This is a genomic window from Microbacterium paraoxydans (genome assembly GCF_020524545.1).
Lineage (GTDB): Bacteria > Actinomycetota > Actinomycetes > Actinomycetales > Microbacteriaceae > Microbacterium > Microbacterium paraoxydans_C.
This window is the reverse complement of record NZ_JAIVLG010000002.1, coordinates 551,872-568,559: the sequence shown is the minus strand read 5'-3', so window position 1 is coordinate 568,559 and position 16,688 is coordinate 551,872. Positions and strand designations below refer to the sequence as shown.

General features: G+C 68.0%; 16 protein-coding genes. 5 read left to right on the top strand and 11 right to left on the bottom strand.

Annotated features, from left to right (window positions below):
- The first annotated feature begins 71 nt into the window (after nt 1–71).
- Nucleotides 72–425 carry a Fe-S protein gene (locus LC041_RS07300; protein WP_226532441.1) on the top strand — a complete coding sequence of 118 codons (354 nt, stop codon included), beginning with the start codon at nt 72–74 and terminating at the stop codon, nt 423–425.
- On the opposite strand, the gene LC041_RS17340 is transcribed toward LC041_RS07300, so the two are convergent.
- The 10 genes from LC041_RS17340 to LC041_RS07250 are packed head-to-tail and all read right to left on the bottom strand — an operon-like array spanning nt 412 to nt 10,581.
- On the bottom strand, nt 412–1,836 hold the full coding sequence (locus LC041_RS17340) for an FGGY-family carbohydrate kinase (RefSeq protein WP_226532440.1): 1,425 nt from the start codon (nt 1,834–1,836) through the stop codon (nt 412–414). The two genes, LC041_RS07300 and LC041_RS17340, sit on opposite strands and share 14 nt — an antisense overlap.
- Nucleotides 1,833–3,317 (bottom strand): FAD-binding oxidoreductase, encoded by a 1,485-nt coding sequence (locus tag LC041_RS07290; RefSeq protein ID WP_226532439.1) that lies wholly within the window; start codon nt 3,315–3,317, stop codon nt 1,833–1,835. Before LC041_RS07290 ends, LC041_RS17340 begins: the two co-directional genes overlap by 4 nt.
- A 42-nt stretch (nt 3,318–3,359) precedes the next feature.
- The gene (locus LC041_RS07285) at nt 3,360–4,136 is read right to left on the bottom strand and encodes an SDR family oxidoreductase (protein ID WP_226532438.1); all 777 of its coding nucleotides are present in this window, start codon (nt 4,134–4,136) and stop codon (nt 3,360–3,362) included.
- A gap of 26 nt (nt 4,137–4,162) precedes the next feature.
- On the bottom strand, nt 4,163–5,635 hold the full coding sequence (locus tag LC041_RS07280; protein WP_226532437.1) for an NAD-dependent succinate-semialdehyde dehydrogenase: 1,473 nt from the start codon (nt 5,633–5,635) through the stop codon (nt 4,163–4,165).
- Complete coding sequence (locus LC041_RS07275) at nt 5,632–6,585, bottom strand: NAD(P)-dependent oxidoreductase (protein WP_226532436.1); 954 nt, start codon at nt 6,583–6,585, stop codon at nt 5,632–5,634. The genes LC041_RS07280 and LC041_RS07275 overlap by 4 nt, the downstream gene beginning before the upstream one ends.
- Nucleotides 6,582–7,118, bottom strand: coding sequence for a formaldehyde-activating enzyme (gene fae, locus LC041_RS07270; RefSeq protein ID WP_226532435.1), 537 nt, complete (start codon nt 7,116–7,118; stop codon nt 6,582–6,584). Before fae ends, LC041_RS07275 begins: the two co-directional genes overlap by 4 nt.
- A complete protein-coding gene (locus LC041_RS07265; protein ID WP_226532434.1) occupies nt 7,118–8,059 on the bottom strand; it encodes a glycine betaine ABC transporter substrate-binding protein in 942 nt (313 codons plus the stop codon). The genes fae and LC041_RS07265 overlap by 1 nt, the downstream gene beginning before the upstream one ends.
- Nucleotides 8,060–8,091: 32 nt before the next feature.
- Nucleotides 8,092–8,883 (bottom strand): ABC transporter permease, encoded by a 792-nt coding sequence (locus tag LC041_RS07260; RefSeq protein ID WP_226532433.1) that lies wholly within the window; start codon nt 8,881–8,883, stop codon nt 8,092–8,094.
- Between the two features lie 2 nt (nt 8,884–8,885).
- Nucleotides 8,886–9,923, bottom strand: coding sequence for an ABC transporter ATP-binding protein (locus LC041_RS07255; protein ID WP_226532432.1), 1,038 nt, complete (start codon nt 9,921–9,923; stop codon nt 8,886–8,888).
- Nucleotides 9,916–10,581 (bottom strand): ABC transporter permease, encoded by a 666-nt coding sequence (locus tag LC041_RS07250; RefSeq protein ID WP_226532431.1) that lies wholly within the window; start codon nt 10,579–10,581, stop codon nt 9,916–9,918. The genes LC041_RS07255 and LC041_RS07250 overlap by 8 nt, the downstream gene beginning before the upstream one ends.
- Before the next feature lie 118 nt (nt 10,582–10,699).
- On the opposite strand from LC041_RS07250, the gene LC041_RS07245 reads away from it, so the two are divergent.
- Together LC041_RS07245 and LC041_RS07240 are read left to right on the top strand one after the other, a co-directional pair.
- Entirely contained in the window at nt 10,700–11,551 is an 852-nt protein-coding gene (locus LC041_RS07245; RefSeq protein ID WP_226532430.1) for an IclR family transcriptional regulator, read from the top strand.
- Nucleotides 11,552–11,730: 179 nt separating this feature from the next.
- Nucleotides 11,731–13,191: an MFS transporter gene (locus LC041_RS07240; RefSeq protein ID WP_226532429.1), complete on the top strand. Its 1,461-nt coding sequence runs from the start codon at nt 11,731–11,733 to the stop codon at nt 13,189–13,191.
- Here LC041_RS07240 and LC041_RS07235 read toward each other — a convergent pair whose 3' ends face one another.
- Nucleotides 13,192–14,223 (bottom strand): LD-carboxypeptidase, encoded by a 1,032-nt coding sequence (locus LC041_RS07235; protein ID WP_226532428.1) that lies wholly within the window; start codon nt 14,221–14,223, stop codon nt 13,192–13,194.
- Nucleotides 14,224–14,296: 73 nt separating this feature from the next.
- Between LC041_RS07235 and LC041_RS07230 the strand changes: the two genes are divergently transcribed.
- Both LC041_RS07230 and LC041_RS07225 read left to right on the top strand, forming a co-directional pair.
- Nucleotides 14,297–14,503, top strand: a complete 207-nt coding sequence (locus LC041_RS07230) for an AsnC family protein (RefSeq protein WP_226532427.1) — start codon at nt 14,297–14,299, stop codon at nt 14,501–14,503.
- A 77-nt stretch (nt 14,504–14,580) separates the two neighbouring features.
- A complete protein-coding gene (locus LC041_RS07225; RefSeq protein WP_226532426.1) occupies nt 14,581–16,467 on the top strand; it encodes an ABC transporter ATP-binding protein in 1,887 nt (628 codons plus the stop codon).
- Nucleotides 16,468–16,688: the final 221 nt, after the last annotated feature.

Below are 16,688 nucleotides of genomic sequence, written 5' to 3'. Positions count from 1 at the left end.
CCGCCTCCGGTGCGCTGAGGTCAGCCTGCCCTTGCTAGCGCAGAACGGCGTCGCACTCGTACGGTGAGGGCATGGAGACTCTCCGCCACATCGTGCTGTTCGTCCACCTCATCGGATTCGCCGTGCTCTTCGGCGCCTGGGCGGCGCAGGCGTTCGGGGGCAAGCGCCAGATCACGAAGATCATGGACTACGGTCTCGCCATCGCCGGTGTCGCGGGTCTCGCACTCGCCGCACCGTGGGGTATCGAGTACGACCTCAACTACGTCAAGATCGGCGTCAAGCTGGTCGTGCTGCTGATCATCGGAGCCCTGCTCGGCATCGGCTCCGCTCGCCAGAAGCGCGACGCGACGGTGCCGCCCGCCGTGTTCTGGCTGATCGGCATCCTGGCCCTCGTGAACGCGGGTCTCGCCGTCATCTGGCGCTGACCGGACTCTCGCCGTCGGCGAAGAGCTGTCTCGCGCGGGGTAGCACCCGCGCGTAGGTCCTCTTCACCTCGGCATAGGCCAGGATCTCCTCGGCATCGGCCTCGACCTCGACCTCCGTGGCAACCATCGAGGCTACCGCAGCCTCCCACGTCGGGTGCATCCCGGTGCCCACTGCGGCGCAGATCGCCGCCCCCATCCCTGCCGCATCGCGGAGAGCGGGCACCCGCACGGGTACCCCGTAGACCGCGGCGAGGATGCGCAACATGAGCGCCGAAGCACTCCCCCCGCCCGTCACGAGGAGGCGTCGTCGCGGCCGCCCCAGCGCCGTCCTCGCGCGCGAGTCCGCCGCCTCCGTCTCGATCGCAAGAGCCTCGAGGATGGCACGGTGGATGTGGAACCTTCCCTGCGTGCCGTCGAAGCCGACCAGCGCGCCCCGCCGCCAGGGTTGGTCGGCAGGTGCAAGCCAGTCGAGCGCGACGACGAGGCCCCCGGCGCCAACGGGCACGGCATCGGCCCCGCGGTTGAGTTCGTCCTCCGTGGTGGTGGCATCAGCATCGGAGAGAAGGTCGCGAAACCAGCTCACCGTCCACATCCCACGACGCACACCCCTGCTCTCGTACAGGAAACCGCCGGGTTCCGACGCGAAGTTCGTCCAGACATCCGGCTCGTCCGGTAGCGGGCGTGACCCGGGCGTCATGGTCGCGACATAGGTGCCGAGGGAGAGCAGCGCATCTTCCTCATCGCGCAGGCCGGCCCCGAGCGCCTCGACGGCCTTGTCGTTCGAGGTCGCGATCACCGGGATCCCCGCAGGGAGTCCCGTAAGCGTCGCAGCGTCCTCGGTCAGCGCCCCCAAGACCTCCCCCGGGAGCACGAGATCGAAGAGCATCGAAGGATCCAGGCCGGTGCGGAGGTAGTCTTCCGGGGAATCGCTCCACGCCCAGCGGGCCGTGTCGACCGGCCACATGCCCTGGACGTTCCCTGCGGCATCTCGCCTCTCCCCCGTGAGCCGGTGCCCGATGTAGCCCGAGGATGTCGTGACGTACACCGCATCGTCGACCTCCTTCTCGTACGGCCGCGGCAACCGCTCATCCATCCAGCTGATGACAGGCTGGGCCAGGGTCCCGTCGGCGCGCAGCACCGCGCGGCAGAAGCGGATCGTGCAGAGTCCGATGCCACGGATCTCCGCCGGGTCACCGGAGAACTCCTCCATCGCGGTGCGCGTGGCCGCGATGATCGAGTCCCAGAGGTCGTCGCCCGGATGCTCCCAGCGCCCGGGCGACGGCGTCGAGTACGGCTGGAGGGCGACCCTGGCACTCGCATGCACGACACCCCGGTCGTCGACGATGATCACCTTGGTGCTCTGGGAGCCGTTGTCGATCGCGACGACGTAGCCGGCCGCCGGGGCCTTCACCTCAGCTGCCCCGCTTCCTCGTCGTCCAACGGGTAGATGGTTCCGCGATTCATGATCCCGCGCGGGTCGAGGCCGTCCTTCAGCAATCGCAGCAACGGATAGGCGCTGCCGTGCTCCTCGTGCGTCCACGGGGTGCGGTACTTGCCGATGCCGTGGTGATGCACCATCGACCCGCCCAGGCGCAGGGCTTCCTCGACGACGATCGCGTTGAGCGGCTCGTGATACTCCGTGATCTCCTCGCGCGGCGCGCAGGCGATGTCGTAGTCGTACACGAAGTAGAGATTCGTTCCCGTCTGATAGCTGTGGGAGGAGTGCGCGCCGAGCATCGTGAGATCCGCCGCGCGCGGGAACTCCGTGCGCGCGCGCCGCATCACCGAGTCGAAGAGCTCTTCCACGCCCGACCAGTCGATCGACACCTCCGTGGTGTAGCCGAGGTGCGCCTTCTCGAGCATCTCGCGTTTCTCCGCGTCGATCTTGTCCTGCCCCCAGTTGAGGTTGTCGAACCAGTTCTCGATGACTCCGGGATCGACCTTCTCATGCGGGATACCGGAGAAGATCTCCTCGATCCCCGCGGCAGTGGCGTCGGCGATGCCCTGCGGCCCCTCCGCCACGACGACGACCACAGCCTTTCCCTCAGCGAAGTGCGCGAAATGCTGGGCCGCATCCTCCTCCGAGTAGGCTCGCGCCACCGACGGGCGATAGCCGGCGACGATGATCTCCCGGAGACCGGCGACCCCTGCGGGCAGCGAATCGACGAGGTAGCCGAGGAATCGGTTGTTCTCGGGCTGGTAGGTGAACACCTTGACGGTCACTTCGGTGATAACGGCCAGGGCGCCCTCGTTGCCGATCAGGATGTGCCGGATGTCGGGCCCGGCGGCCCGGCGCGGGACGTTCTTGACGCGCACGACCTCGCCACCCGGCAGCACCGCCTCGAGCCCCACCACCATGTCCTCGATTCCGCCGTACAGAGTGGAGAACTGTCCGATCGACCGCGTGGCGACCAGCCCGCCCATCTGCGCGAGCGGCTTGGACTGCGGTGAATGCCCTGTGGTGAGACCTCGTGCCCGCAGGGTGTCCTCGAGCAGTTGCAAGGGCACACCGCATTGCGCGGTCACCATCATGTCGACGGGATCGATCTCGACGATGGCGTCCATGCGCGAGCCGTCGAGCACGATCGAGTCCTCAACGATCGTCTCCAGCCCGCCCTCGGTCGCGGTGCGTCCCGTCCGCGGGACGATGTTGATGACGTTCTCCTGCGCGAACGCGAGGATCGCCGACACCTCCGCGGTCGAGCGGGCGTAAGCGATGGCCGCGGGGATCGGTCCGTCGTAGATCCCGTGCACCGACGTGAACTTCTTGAAACGGTCGACGCTCGCCTCGCGCAGCGCCTGCGTGTCGGTCTCGACCTGGTCCGTTCCGAGGATCTCCTGCAGCCGGGCGACGATCTCCTCGCGGGAGAGCGCTGATCGTGAAGCAACCATGGGGAATGTGTCCTGTTCGTTGTGAGGTTTCGAGCGCCGCGGTCAGCGCACCAGATAGCCGCCGTCGACGGACAGCACGTGCCCGTTGACGAAGTCGGAAGCGGGGCTCGCGAGGAAGACCGTCGCCCCCATCAGGTCGGCGACGTCCCCCCACCTCCCCGCGGGTGTGTGGTCGACGATGCGCTGGTTCGCCCCCGGGTCGGAGCGGGACTCCTCGGTGATGGGGGTGTTGAAATAGCCGGGCGCGATCGCATTGACCTGGATGCCATGGCCCCCGAGTTCGTCCGCATACGCCTTGGTGAGACCGGCGATGCCGTGCTTGGTCGCCGCGTATGCAGGCGAGCCGAGACCGCCGAGGAAGGCGAAGAGCGACGCGATGTTGATGATCTTGCCCGAGCCCTGCGGAATCATCCGCTTGGCGGCCTCGTGCGACATCTCGAATGCCGCGGTGAGATTGACGGCGACCATCGGATCCCATTGCTCCCGTCCGAACGCGGTGACATCGGCGATGCGGCTGATCCCGGCGGAGTTGACCAGGATGTCGACGCCACCGAAGGCGTCGACACAGGCCTCGACGACCCGCGCCGGTGCACCGCCCTCGGTGATGTCGACCCGCATCTCGCGGTGGCCCGCCCCCACCTCGGTGAGCAGTGTCGCCGTCTCGCCGCCGTCATCGAACAGCGTCGGGATGAAGACATCCGCTCCCGCCTTGGCGAGCGCGAGCGTGAACGCCTGGCCGAGGCCGGTGTTGCCTCCCGTCACGATCGCGCTCCTGCCCCGCAGGGAGAAGTGATCGAGGGAGAAATCGGTGATGTGCACAAGGGCTCCTTCAGGGAATGCGTCGTTCAGGCGAAGGGGTCGGCGATGCCGATGTAGGTGGTCTCGAGATACTCGTCGATGCCCTCGAGCCCGCCTTCGCGCCCGATTCCCGACTGCTTGACGCCACCGAAGGGCGCTGCCGGATTCGAGACGAGACCAGTGTTCAGACCGAACATCCCGGTCTCGAGCCGTTCGGCGAGGCGGAGGCCTCGGTTCAGGTCACGCGTGTACGCGAAGCACACCAGTCCGTACTCGCTCGCATTCGCGAGGCGCACCGCTTCGTCCTCGTCGTGGAAGGTCGTGATCGGTGCCACCGGCCCGAAGATCTCCTCCCGCAGGATGCGGGCGTCGTGCGGTACGTCGACGAGCACGGTCGCGGGATAGAAGTACCCACGACCCGAGGGAACACTGCCGCCGAGCGCGACTCGTGCACCGTCTTCGATCGCTCCGGAGACCAGCTCTGCGACCTTTTCGCGGGTCGACTCGTCAACGAGGGGGCCGAGCGTCGAGGCCGGATCGGTGCCGCGCGTGTTCACATAGCCGGCCATGCGCTCGACCAGGCGCGAGGTGAAGTCGTCCGCCACACTCTCGTGGACCAGGAATCGGTTCGCCGCGACGCACGCCTCGCCGCCGTTGCGCAATTTCGCCAGGAGCGCGCCCTCCACGGCCGCATCGATATCAGCGTCCTCGAAGACGAGGAATGGCGCGTTGCCGCCGAGCTCCATCGACACACGCAGCACTTGATGCGCAGCATCGGCGATCAAGCGGCGTCCGACCTCGGTCGACCCGGTGAACGAGAGCTTGCGCAGTCGCGGATCGGTGAGGAGCGGCCCTGTGACCGCGCCGGCGCGGCTCGTCGGAATGACGTTCACGACCCCGTCCGGCACACCGGCCTCGCGCAGCATCTCGGCGAAGAGCAGCGCCGTGAGAGGGGTGAGCGCGGCCGGCTTGAGCACCGCGGTGCAGCCTGCCGCGAGCGCGGGAGCGACTTTGCGCGTCGCCATCGCGAGCGGGAAGTTCCAGGGAGTGATGAGCAGGCTCGGTCCGACCGGCCGCTTGGCGACCAGCAGCCGGTTCCGACCGTCCGGCGCGGTCGCGTAGCGCCCGGAGATGCGCGGTGCCTCCTCCGAGAACCAGCGCAGGAACTCGGCACCATACGCCACCTCGGCCCGTGACTCGGCGAGGGGCTTCCCCATCTCGAGCGTCATGACCAGCGCGAAGTCCTCGGCGCGGGCGGTCACGAGCTCGAAGGCACGGCGCAGGATCTCACCACGGACACGGGGCGCGGTATCCGCCCAGCCGGCTTGGGCCGCCGCCGCCGCATCGAGTGCGGCCATGCCGTCCTCCGGGGTCGCATCGGCGACCTCGGCAAGCACCTCGCCGTTCGACGGGTCGTGGACCTCGAAGGTGCGACCGGATCCGGCGGAACGCCACTCCCCGCCGATCAGCAGACCGGTGGGGACGGAAGCGATGACCTCGCTCTCCCGAAGGGCGCTCATGCGGCCACCTCCCGACGCAGATCGCGGCCGAGGAGGTCTTCGTACAGGCGAACCGGTGTCATCTCGCCCGCACGGTCGCCGTAGCTCGCACGGGCGCGGCGGAAGATCTGCTCGACGAGCGAGGACAGCTCCACGGGCATGCCCACCGAGCGGGCCAGATCGACCGAGAGCCCCAGGTCCTTGCACGCGAGAGCGATGGCGAAGCCTTCGTCGTAGTCCCCGTGGTCGAGGATGGAGAGCACATCACGCGAGACGAATGTGCTGTTCGCCGGACTGGCGATGAGCGCATCACGCAGGACGCCGAGATCGACCCCTGCCGCGACACCGACCGACAGCACCTCGGCGGTGGCGACGAGATGCGAGAACCACAGCTGATTGATCATGAGCTTCACCGCGTAGCCCGCGCCGGGTCCTCCCACATGGAGGATCCGCTCCGGATCTCCCATAGCTTCGAAGACGGGGCGCAGGCGCTCGACGTCCTCCGTCGCGCCTCCCACGAAGATCTGCAGCATGCCGTTCGCGGCCCCCACAGACATCCCGCTGACGGGGGCGTCGAGCAGGTGCAGGTCGCGTCCGGTGGTCGCCGCGCGAACGGCGTCGAGCACGTCGGGCACCGAGGTGGACATGTCGATCCAGGTGCCGCCGTCCGCAAGTCCGGCAACCAGTCCGTCCGACCCCGTGGCCACAGCCTCGACGTGCTTCGGCGTCGGCAGCATCGTGATCACCAGGTCGCTGGACGATGCGACGTCCCGAGGCGTGTCCGCCCAGCGCGCGCCTCGGTCGATCAACTCCGCCGCCGACTCACGCCGGAGGTCGGTGACCACGAGCGGGAAGCCGGCAGCCTGAAGATTGCGGGTCATGCCGGAGCCCATGTTGCCGAGGCCGATGAACCCGACGGTGGGCCGGGTATCGACGTGGGTGGGGTCGAGCACAGGAGTGGGGGAACTCATCGGTCGTGCGTGTCCTTCGAGATCGAGACGGAGGGAGTGAAGAAGGGATTGCGCGGCTCGTGACGGGCTGCCAGCACCTCGTCGAGGTCGGGGAGCCGGGCGGCCCCGTTGGCGAGCGCGGTTCGGGTCGCTTCGCGGTTGTTCCGGTAGACCGCGTCGGGGTCGTCGGCCGCAGGATTCACCCACACCGCCGCGATGAGCGCGTGCGTGTCCGCGGCCTCACGGGCGATCACACCGTCGGCGACGGCGTCCGCGACACCGGCCGCGACGCCCGCCTGCGCGGGCCCCCAGATCAGGAGCCCGTGCTCGTCGCTCGCCGGGGCGGCCTTGGTGACGAACAGTGTCATCGGCTTGACCGGGAGGGATGGGCGAAGCACCGCTACGAAGGGGACGTGCCCGTGGCTGGGGCCGGCGAGGGCCGTTGCCCACGCCGTCCCCGCCGGGCCCTCGCGATGTCCGAGCACCGTGTTGATGTGCGCCGCGTTCGCGCCGTCGCCGACGAAGCTCTCGCCGAGCTGAAGGGTCGATGCCATCAGATGAGCCCCTGCTCCTCGAGCCAGTCGATGGCGATGTCTTCGGGGTCCTCACCGTCGACGTCGGCCTTGGCGTTGAGCTCCTGCATGACCTCGGTGGTCAGCAGGGGGCTCAGCTTCGCCAGCACATCGGCGATCGCCGGGTACTCGTCGAGCGTGGTCTGCTTGAGCGTGAAGCCACCCTGGTAGCTCGGGAAGAACTCCTTGTCGTCGGCCATGACGACCAGGTCGAGCGCCGGGATGCGACCGTCGGTCTGGAACACCTCGCCGAAGTTGCAGTCATCGCCCTTCTGGGTCGCGGTGTAGATGACACCCGTGTCGAGCATCGTGACGTTCGCGTCCGGCGCGTCGAAGCCGTAGGCCTCCTTCAGTCCGGGCCAGCCGTCGTCGCGCGTCGAGAACTCGCTCTCGATGCAGAACGTCTGGTCGGCGCTGGGCAGGCCCACGACGTCGCTCAGCGACTCGACGCCGAGCTCGTCCGCCGCGCTCTGACGGATCGCGAAGGCATAGGTGTTGTTGAACGGGGCGGGGTCGAGCCACGCGATGCCGTTCTCCGCGTCGGCCGCTTTGACCGCCTCGAACTGCGCTTCAGCCCCCTGCACCGGCGTGGTGTTGCCGTTGTAAGTGATCCAGGAGGTGCCGGTGTACTCCCAGTATCCGAGGAACTGATCGTTCTCGAGCGCCTGGCGCACGTTGGCGGAGCCGACGAGCTTGGTGTTGGCCTCGACGTCGGCGCCATGCGCGTTGAGCAGCTCAGCCGTCATGTAGGCGAGGATGTACTGCTCGGAGAAGTCCTTGGAGCCGATCTCTCCGGTGAGACCGTCGAGCTCGTCACCCTGGGCACCGGCACCTCCTGTGGAGCTGGAGGAGCAACCGGTGAGGACCAGCGCGCCGGCGGCGAGCGCCGCAAGCGAGACGGATGCGATGGTACGGGATTTCATTGCGTTTCCTTTCGGGAAGGGAGCGAGGGTTTTCAGAGGCCCTTGGGGCGCACGATGTCTTCCACCACACCGGCCGCCCAGTCGATGAGCACGGCGATCGCGGCGACGAGGACCGCCCCGACGACGAGAACGGGGTACCGCTGCAGTTTGAGTCCGTTGATGATCATGTCGCCGAGGCCACCGGCGTTGATGAACGTCGCGACGGTGGCCACTCCGACCGCAAAGACGAGGGCGGTGCGAAGGCCGGCGAGGATGACCGGTGACGCGAGTGGGAGCTCGACCCGGCGGAGCACTTGAGCGGGCGTCATCCCCATCCCCCTCGCCGATTCGCGGATGTTCGGGTCGACCTGCGCGAGCCCGGCGATCGTGTTCTGCAGCACAGGCAGGAACGAATAGATGACGAGGGCGAGGAGGGCGGTGGTGAAGCCCGTCTGCCAGACGATCGCGAGCAGGATCACGACGCCGATGGCCGGAGTCGCCTGCCCGATGTTGGCGATGCCGATCACGATGCCGCGGAACACCTTCGAGCGCGATCGACTCACCGCGATCCCCGCCGGGATGGCGGTCACAGCGACAAGCACCGATGCGATGATCGAGAGCAGGAGATGCTCCCCGATCCGCGACGTGATGTAGTCGGCGTTGAGCGTGCGCTGCTCGATCGAATCGAGCTCCAGACCGGCCACCCAGGCGTAGGTGAGCAGGAGCACGGCGGCGACGACGATCAGCGGCATCATCCGGCGCAGCAGCACAGGCATCCCTCGGCGCCGGACGCTCTGGGTCTGCAGCACCGTGGTCGCGGAGGGGACCACCTGTGGGCCGGTCATGATCAGGCCTCCTCGTGTCGACGGGCGGGACCCTCGAGGCCGAGCGCAGCGGAGATCGCCGCCTGATCGATCGAGCCGACGACCTCCCCGCCACGCGTCACGTTGACCCGTGGTGCGCCTGTGACGACGAGCGTGTCGAGTGCCTCACGGAGGGAGGCCTGCTCGCCGACGGTCGCTGCCGGCGCGGTCGCGTCTGCAGACCCGATCCGGGCATCGCTGACGGGGATGAGAGCGAGGCGTTTGAGTGCAGCCCCCTCGCCGATGAACGAGCGCACGTAGTCGTTGGCAGGTTCCGCGAGGATGCGAGCCGGGGTGTCGAATTGCTCGATCCGACTCCGCTCGCTGAGCACGGCGATGCGATCGCCCATCCGGATCGCCTCTTCGAAGTCGTGCGTGACGAAGATGATCGTCTTGCCGATCTCGGCCTGGAGCCGGAGGAACTCCGCCTGCAGCTTCTCGCGCGTGATCGGATCGGTGGCTCCGAAGGGCTCATCCATGAGCATGACGGGCGGGTCAGCGGCGAGCGCTCTGGCGACGCCGACCCGCTGCTGCTGACCGCCCGACAACTGCCGCGGATAGCGCTGTGCGAACGTGCCGGGGTCGAGCTGCACGGTGCGCAGCAGCTCATCGACGCGGTCGGCGATCCGCGACTTCGACCACCCGAGGAGCTTCGGCACGATCGCGATGTTCTCGGCGATCGTGAAGTGCGGAAACAGGCCGATCTGCTGGATGACATAGCCGATGTGCCGACGAAGCTCGTTGCCGTCGAGAGACAGTACATCGTCGCCGTTGATGCGGATGGAGCCCGATGTCGGCTCGATGATGCGGTTGATCATCTTCATGGTCGTCGTCTTGCCGCAGCCGCTGGGACCGACGAACATGATCAGCTCGCCCGGTTGCACACGCATCGAGAAGTCTTCGACAGCAGGCGACTGCTGCCCCGGGTACTGCTTGGTGATGTGGTCGAGCACGATGTCGACTCCGCCCTGCTGGGCCGCGAGCGAGGAGAGAACGCCGGTGTTCGTGGTGATGTCAGGCACGGAGACCCCTTGAGGTGGTGAGGCGGGCGATGAGCACGAGGATGCCGTCGAGGAGGAGAGCGAGCAGGATCACGGCGACGGTGCCGGTGAGCGCATAGTTGAGCGCGTTCTTCGAGCCGAGCGAGCTCAGCCCCTTGAAGATGTACTCGCCGAGCCCGGGGCCGGCGACGTAGGCGGCGATCGCCGCGATGCCGACCGTGAGCTGTGCGGCGATGCGGATGCCGGTCATGATGACCGGCCAGGCGATCGGGAGCTGGACGGTGAACAGGATGCGCGTCGCGCCCAGACCCATGCCTCGCGCCGACTCGAGCACCGAGACGGGCACTTCGCGCAGCCCCACGACCGTGTTTCGGACTACGGGGAGCAGGGAGTAGAAGACCAGCGCGACGACGGTCGGAAGCCAGCCGAGACCGAGCACCGGGCTCAGGAGAGCGAGAAGGGCGAGTGAGGGGATCGTGATGGCGACGGCCGCCGCCGTGAGGACGCTGGTGCGGGCGATGCGCCGGTCACGCACCAGGATGCCGAGACCGACCCCGATGATCGCTGCCAGTGCGACCGAGATCAGGACGACGACGAGGTGATCGCGGGTGAGTTCGAGGATGTCGTCCGCACGACGTGTGAGGAAGGCCATGAGGTCTTCCCAATTGAATCCGGACAAGGGGGCTCCTGTCTCGTCGCTGAGGCCGGTACCGGGTGTGAGAAACACCGTAGCGCGTGTAACCATTTCGTCAAACAGAGTTGTGACTATGGCAACATCATGGTCTAGACTCGCTGGCGTGACCACGACGACTTCTTCGCGCCCCCGGCGCAACACCTCCGGCCTCGGACGCGATATAGAGATCCTCGAGCTCCTTGGCGGCGACGACGCCCTGCGAGCCGGCGGACTCGGCGTCTCGCAGGTCGCCCACGCGACCGGACGCGACAAAGCCGTCGTGTCGCGGACGCTCGCGACGCTCGCCGAGACGGGACTCGTGGAGCGTGATGAAGAGACGCTGCGGTATCTACTCGGTCCACGGCTGTACGCTCTCGCCGCGCACACCGCCACCTCAACGCTCGTGCATGCGTCGCGCAGCATCCTCCGCCGCCTCGTGCAATCGACGCGCGAGACAAGCCATCTCTGCGTCTTGCGAGGGGGCAACGTTCTGACCCTGCTCAGCGAGCTGAGCCCGCACGACGTGCGCACGACGGGGTGGGCCGGCACGACGACAGCCGCGTGGCGCACCCCCTCCGGCCGCGCGCTGTTGAGCGACTGGGACGACGAATCGCTCGCGCGCTGGTACGACGACCACGGCCAGGACCAGCCGCTCGTCGGGCGTTTCGATCAAGCGGATCCCTCAGGCTTCCCCGTGCTCGATACGCCTCCTCCTGGCAACTCGCCGGTGGCCGACCTCGACAGCCTGCATGCCGAGCTCGCACGGATTCGCGAGCGGGGGTACGCGCTGTCCGATGAGGAGCTCGAATTCGGCGTCGTCGCAGCCTCGGCTCCCATCGTCGACTTCACGGGCCGGATCGTCGCTGCAGTGAACGTGAGCGCACCGAAGGTCCGCATCGGGCCCCGCCTCGATGCGCTTGGGGATCTCGTCTCCCGCGCCGCACGTGAACTCTCGGCACGTCTCGGCGCGAGTTGAGGCCCGTGCAGCGGGTGGCGACACGGAGGTACAGCCTTCGAATCGCGCATCTGGCTGCATCCGGGGAGGATCTGGCGCCATTTGCGCGACTCGAAGCGTCACGGTACGTACAGGGAATACTCAGGAAGGCGTAAAATCGCCCGGGTCCTCGCTGCGCGGGGCCTGATCGGAGGAGCTTCATGAGTACTGCCACTGCGCCCGCGAATCCACGCTCGCGCGTCATCACCGCGAGCCTGGTCGGCACCACGATCGAGTTCTACGACTTCTACGCGTATGCCACGGCAGCTGTGCTCGTCTTCCCGGTGCTGTTCTTTCCCACGGGCAACGACACCACCTCGCTCCTGTCCTCGTTCGCGGTGTTCGGCGCGGCGATGGTCGCCCGCCCGATCGGCGCGGTGGTCTTCGGACACTTCGGCGACAAGTTCGGCCGCAAGGCCACCCTGGTGGCATCGCTGCTGACGATGGGGATCGCGACCTTCGCGATCGGCCTGCTGCCGACGTTCCAGCAGATCGGGTGGTGGGCGGCGCTCCTGCTGCTGATCCTGCGCCTCGCGCAGGGCTTCGCACTCGGCGGCGAGTGGTCCGGCGCGGCGCTGGTGGCAACGGAGAACGCCCCGAAGGGCAAGCGCGCCTGGTACGGAACCTTCCCGCAGCTGGGCGCACCGCTCGGCTTCATCATCGCCAACTTCCTCTTCCTCACGATCAACTGGCTGCTGCCGCACTCCGAGAACCCGGCCCTGAAGTCCGAGGCTTTCCTGGCGTGGGGCTGGCGGATCCCGTTCCTGTTCTCCGCGGTCATGGTCATCATCGGCCTGTGGGTGCGACTCAAGCTCGTCGAGTCCGACACGTTCAAGAAGGCCGAGACGAAGGGCGCGATCCGCAAGCTGCCGCTCGCGACCGTGTTCCGTCACCACTGGAAGCAGCTCATCCTCGGCACGTTCATCATGCTGGCGACGTATGTGCTCTTCTACCTGATGACGAACTTCACGCTCGCGTACGGCACCAAGCCCGCGTCGCTGGAGACCGCCTCGGCCGCGGCGAAGGCGGCAGCGGAGGCGACCGGCGCACCCTTCGACCCGACCGCGTTCGCGGCGCAGTTCTATCCGGGGCTGGGCTTCGGGTACACCGACTTCGTGCTGATGCAGATCATCGGCGTGGTGTTCTTCGGCATCTTCACACTGCTGTCCGGCCCGATCGCCGACGCTGTGGGGCGCCGGAAGCTGCTGCTGTGGGTGACCGGGGCGATCATCGTCTTCGGCTTCACCTTCAACACCTTCCTGCTTCCCGCCGTCGACCCGAAGTTCACCGGTGCGCTCGCCCAGGCCTTCCTCGTGTTCGGGTTCCTGCTGATGGGGGCGACCTTCGGACCGATGGGCGCCCTGCTGCCGGAGCTCTTCCCGACCAACGTGCGCTACACGGGTTCGGCGATCGCGTACAACGTCTCGTCCATCCTCGGCGCCGCACTGGCCCCGCTGATCGCGCTGTGGCTGTGGGCGCTCGGCGACGGCGCCCCGTGGCTGGTGGGTCTGTACCTGTCTGCCATGGGCGTGCTGACGTTCATCGCCCTGATCCTGAGCCCGGAGACGAAGGACCACGACTACGACGGCGACCTCGGCGTCGCCGCCGCCGTCGAACTCTGATCAGTACGCGGCGGTGATCGTGCGCGCAGCGCCGTCCACGATCACCGTCCCGCCGTAGGGCAGGATCCACTGCGGGCGGGTATGCCCGAACGGCGGGCCGACGCAGACGACGGCTTCGGGGTTGTAGTGGCTCACGACGCCGATCACCGCGTCCCGCTGCGCCGCACGGAGCGCAGCCGCCTCCGCGGGAGACGGGTGGAACTCGAAGTCGCTCACGGGCGGGCGGGCGACGACCACCGCCGCGACGGCCGCGAGGATGCCGCGCTCCCCCAGCCCCCGCAGCCACCGGGCCACCCAGCCTGAGGACGGACGCTCCTCGCTGGTCTCGAGCAGCAGCACGGCTCCCTCGAGGTCTGCTGCGCGCGGCAAGCGGCCGGCGAAGGCGAGGCCGTCGATGACCTCGAGACAGCCGCCCCAGGTCACGCCTTCGACTCGCGACGCAGGCCCTGACCAGGTCCACGGTTCCGTCGGGACGCGGTCGCCGAACTCCACGAGCGCGCGAGGGTCGTGCCACCGTCGCCCGACGTCTTCCGACTCCCCGGGCTCGGTGATCTCGAGCACGCCCCCGGCCAGGAGCAGGGCGCGCAACGAACGCAGGTGGATGTCGTCGAGGTGCGGCCCCGGCCCGAGGTGCACGGCGGTCGATCCGCCGTAGTAGCTCTGCACCCCGAGTCCCCAGAGCCAGTTGTGGATGTTGGTGTTGTCGCTGTACCCGACGAACGGCTTCGGGTCGGCCACCGGCAGTGCCGGGTCGAGGTGCGGGACGACGAGCAGCTGGTCGTCTCCGCCGATCGTGGCGAGGACCGCGCGGATGGTCGGGTCGGCGAATGCCGCATTCACGTCCGCGGCGCGCGCCTGCGCGCTTGCTCCGAGCTCGCGTGTGGTCGGGTACTCGACCGGGATCAGCCCTGTGAGCTCCTCGAGCCGACGCATCGCCTGCGCGTGCAGGTCCGGTGCGACCGCGGGTGCCGCGAAGGAGGGTGAGAGAATCGCGACGCGGTCTCCCGGGATGAGGCGGGGTGCGGACAGCATCTGCACAGTCTGACACGTCAACAGAGATTGACAATCGCCGGCTCGTCAATGATCATTGACGCAGGAGGTCATCATGACAACGCCGACCGCGATCGCGCAGGACGACGGAAGCGAGCCCCTGGCCGCCCTGCACAGACTCGCCGAGCTGCGCACGGAGATAGCCCGCGCCGAGGAGGCGAACGTGCGCCGCGCGCGGAACCTCGGGTACTCGTGGCAGGCGATCGCCAGCGCTCTCGGCGTGAGCAAGCAGGCCGCGCATCGGAGATTCGGGCGCACCTGATCCACATACAGCCCCTCCATAGGATTCCCCCACGCACGAAGTACGGTCGAAGTACCATCTCCAGATAGAGGTCCCGCATGTCCGGTTCGGCGACAGCACGCCGCCGCGGACGTGGCGCGCGCACTGAAGGCCCGCGCGCCACCTTCCGCCAGCTCCTCCCCTTCCTGTTCGAGCACAAGCGCACACTGATCGTGGTCGCGGTGCTCAGCGTCGTCGGTGCGGCGACCTCGCTCGTGCAACCTCTGCTCGTGGGCCAGGTCATCGAAGCGGTACAGTCCGACACCGGGATCGGGATCCTCGTATGGCTGCTGGTCGGCTTCGTGATCGTGTCGTCGATCATCTCCGGCTTCCAGCACTATCTGCTGCAGCGCACGGGGACGGCGGTCGTGTACTCGAGCCGCCGCAAGCTCATCGCACGCATCCTGCATCTGCCGACGTCGGAGTTCGACGCCCGCCGCACAGGCGATCTCGTCTCGCGCGTGGGCACCGACACGACTCTGCTCTACGCCGTCCTCACTCAGGGACTCGCAGACGCCGTCGGCAGCGCCGTCCTGTTCCTGGGCGCCCTGATCGCGATGCTCGTGATCGACCCCGTGCTGCTGCTGATGATCGTCCTCGTGATCGGCCTGTCGGTGACGGTCGTCGTGCTGCTGAGCGGCCGGATTCGCACGGCCTCGACCGCGCAGCAGATGAAGGTCGGTGAGCTGGCGTCCGGCGTGGAGAGGGCGATCGGCTCGATCCGCACCATCCGGGCTTCGGGCGCGACGGAACGCGAAGCGGAGACCGTGACGAAGCTCGCCTCCGAGACCTACGGCATCGGCGTGCGCATCGCCAAGATCTCCTCGCTCGTCGTCCCGGTCTCCGGCATCGCTCTGCAGCTGTCACTCCTGGTGGTCCTCGGCGTTGGCGGGTTCCGCGTCGCCGCCGGCGCCATCACGATCGCCTCGCTGATCTCGTTCATCATGTTCCTCTTCCTGCTCGTGATGCCGCTGGCGACCACCTTCGGGGCGATCACCTCGGTGAACCAGGCCCTCGGTGCACTCGGCCGCATCCAGGAAGTGCTCGATCTGCCCACCGAGTCGCAGGACGACGAGAAGATCGCCGCGTCACTGCCCCACGCGGCCGCAGCACCGGATGCACCGGCGATCGAGTTCCGCGACGTGCGCTTCCACTACCCGGCGAACGTCGTCGCCGCCCGGCAGGCTGCCGCGAAGGAGGCACGGTCTCTGCTCGCGGATGCGCACCTGGAATCCGCTGAAGACACCGCTGCTGCTCCGCAGGACCACGAAGTGCTCCGCGGGGTGTCGTTCGCCGTACCCCACGGCTCCCGCGTCGCCTTGGTCGGCCCCAGCGGCGCCGGCAAGAGCACGATCCTGTCGCTGATCGAGCGCTTCTACGATCCGACCGGGGGGTCGATCCGCGTGCACGGCCACGACGCTCGCACCTACCCGCGAGACGAGCTGCGCGCCCACTTCGGCTACGTCGAGCAGGACGCACCGACGCTCGCGGGCACGCTCGCGGAGAACCTGCGACTCGCATCCCCCGAAGCGACCGACGCCGACTGCGAACGCGTACTGCGCGCCGTGAACCTGGGCGATGTGCTCGAGCGCAATCCACTCGGTATCGAGGCACCCGTGGGCGAGGACGGCGTGATGCTGTCGGGTGGCGAGCGTCAGCGCCTCGCGATCGCCCGCGCACTGCTCACGGACGCCCCGATCCTGTTGCTCGACGAGTCGACGTCATCGCTCGACGGCGTGAACGAGCAGCGGATGCGCGAGGCCATCGACGCCGTGTCCACGGACCGCACTCTCATCGTGATCGCGCACCGCCTGTCGACGGTGGTGGACAGCGACCTCATCGTGGTGCTGCAAGACGGTGTGGTTGTCGGCCAGGGGACGCATGCGGAGCTCGTGGAATCGACGCCTCTCTACCGCGACCTCGCCCGACACCAGCTTCTCGCCTGACGGACACCTCGTCCCCATCCGGTCTCTGTCCCCGTCCGGCATCCACGCCCCCGCCCACCGTCCACGCCCCCGCTTGTTGGCGACGATCGGGAGGGGTGTCGGCGCGCAGGAGGGGTGTCGGCGCGCAGGAGGGGTGTCAACACGAAGGCGGGACGTCGGAGACCACTCAGCCATGGGTTCGTCTCTGATGTCCCGCCTTCGCGGGTCTGCAGGGCACGAGG

What these genes read in the sequence shown, in the direction of transcription:
- LC041_RS07300 (WP_226532441.1), top strand. Translation starts at nt 72, where the DNA reads ATGGAGACTCTCCGCCACATCGTGCTGTTCGTCCACCTCATCGGATTC.
- LC041_RS07290 (WP_226532439.1), bottom strand. Translation starts at nt 3,317, where the DNA reads ATGGTTGCTTCACGATCAGCGCTCTCCCGCGAGGAGATCGTCGCCCGG.
- LC041_RS07280 (WP_226532437.1), bottom strand. Translation starts at nt 5,635, where the DNA reads ATGAGCGCCCTTCGGGAGAGCGAGGTCATCGCTTCCGTCCCCACCGGT.
- LC041_RS07275 (WP_226532436.1), bottom strand. Translation starts at nt 6,585, where the DNA reads ATGAGTTCCCCCACTCCTGTGCTCGACCCCACCCACGTCGATACCCGG.
- fae (WP_226532435.1), bottom strand. Translation starts at nt 7,118, where the DNA reads ATGGCATCGACCCTTCAGCTCGGCGAGAGCTTCGTCGGCGACGGCGCG.
- LC041_RS07265 (WP_226532434.1), bottom strand. Translation starts at nt 8,059, where the DNA reads ATGAAATCCCGTACCATCGCATCCGTCTCGCTTGCGGCGCTCGCCGCC.
- LC041_RS07260 (WP_226532433.1), bottom strand. Translation starts at nt 8,883, where the DNA reads ATGACCGGCCCACAGGTGGTCCCCTCCGCGACCACGGTGCTGCAGACC.
- LC041_RS07240 (WP_226532429.1), top strand. Translation starts at nt 11,731, where the DNA reads ATGAGTACTGCCACTGCGCCCGCGAATCCACGCTCGCGCGTCATCACC.
- LC041_RS07235 (WP_226532428.1), bottom strand. Translation starts at nt 14,223, where the DNA reads ATGCTGTCCGCACCCCGCCTCATCCCGGGAGACCGCGTCGCGATTCTC.
- LC041_RS07230 (WP_226532427.1), top strand. Translation starts at nt 14,297, where the DNA reads ATGACAACGCCGACCGCGATCGCGCAGGACGACGGAAGCGAGCCCCTG.
- LC041_RS07225 (WP_226532426.1), top strand. Translation starts at nt 14,581, where the DNA reads ATGTCCGGTTCGGCGACAGCACGCCGCCGCGGACGTGGCGCGCGCACT.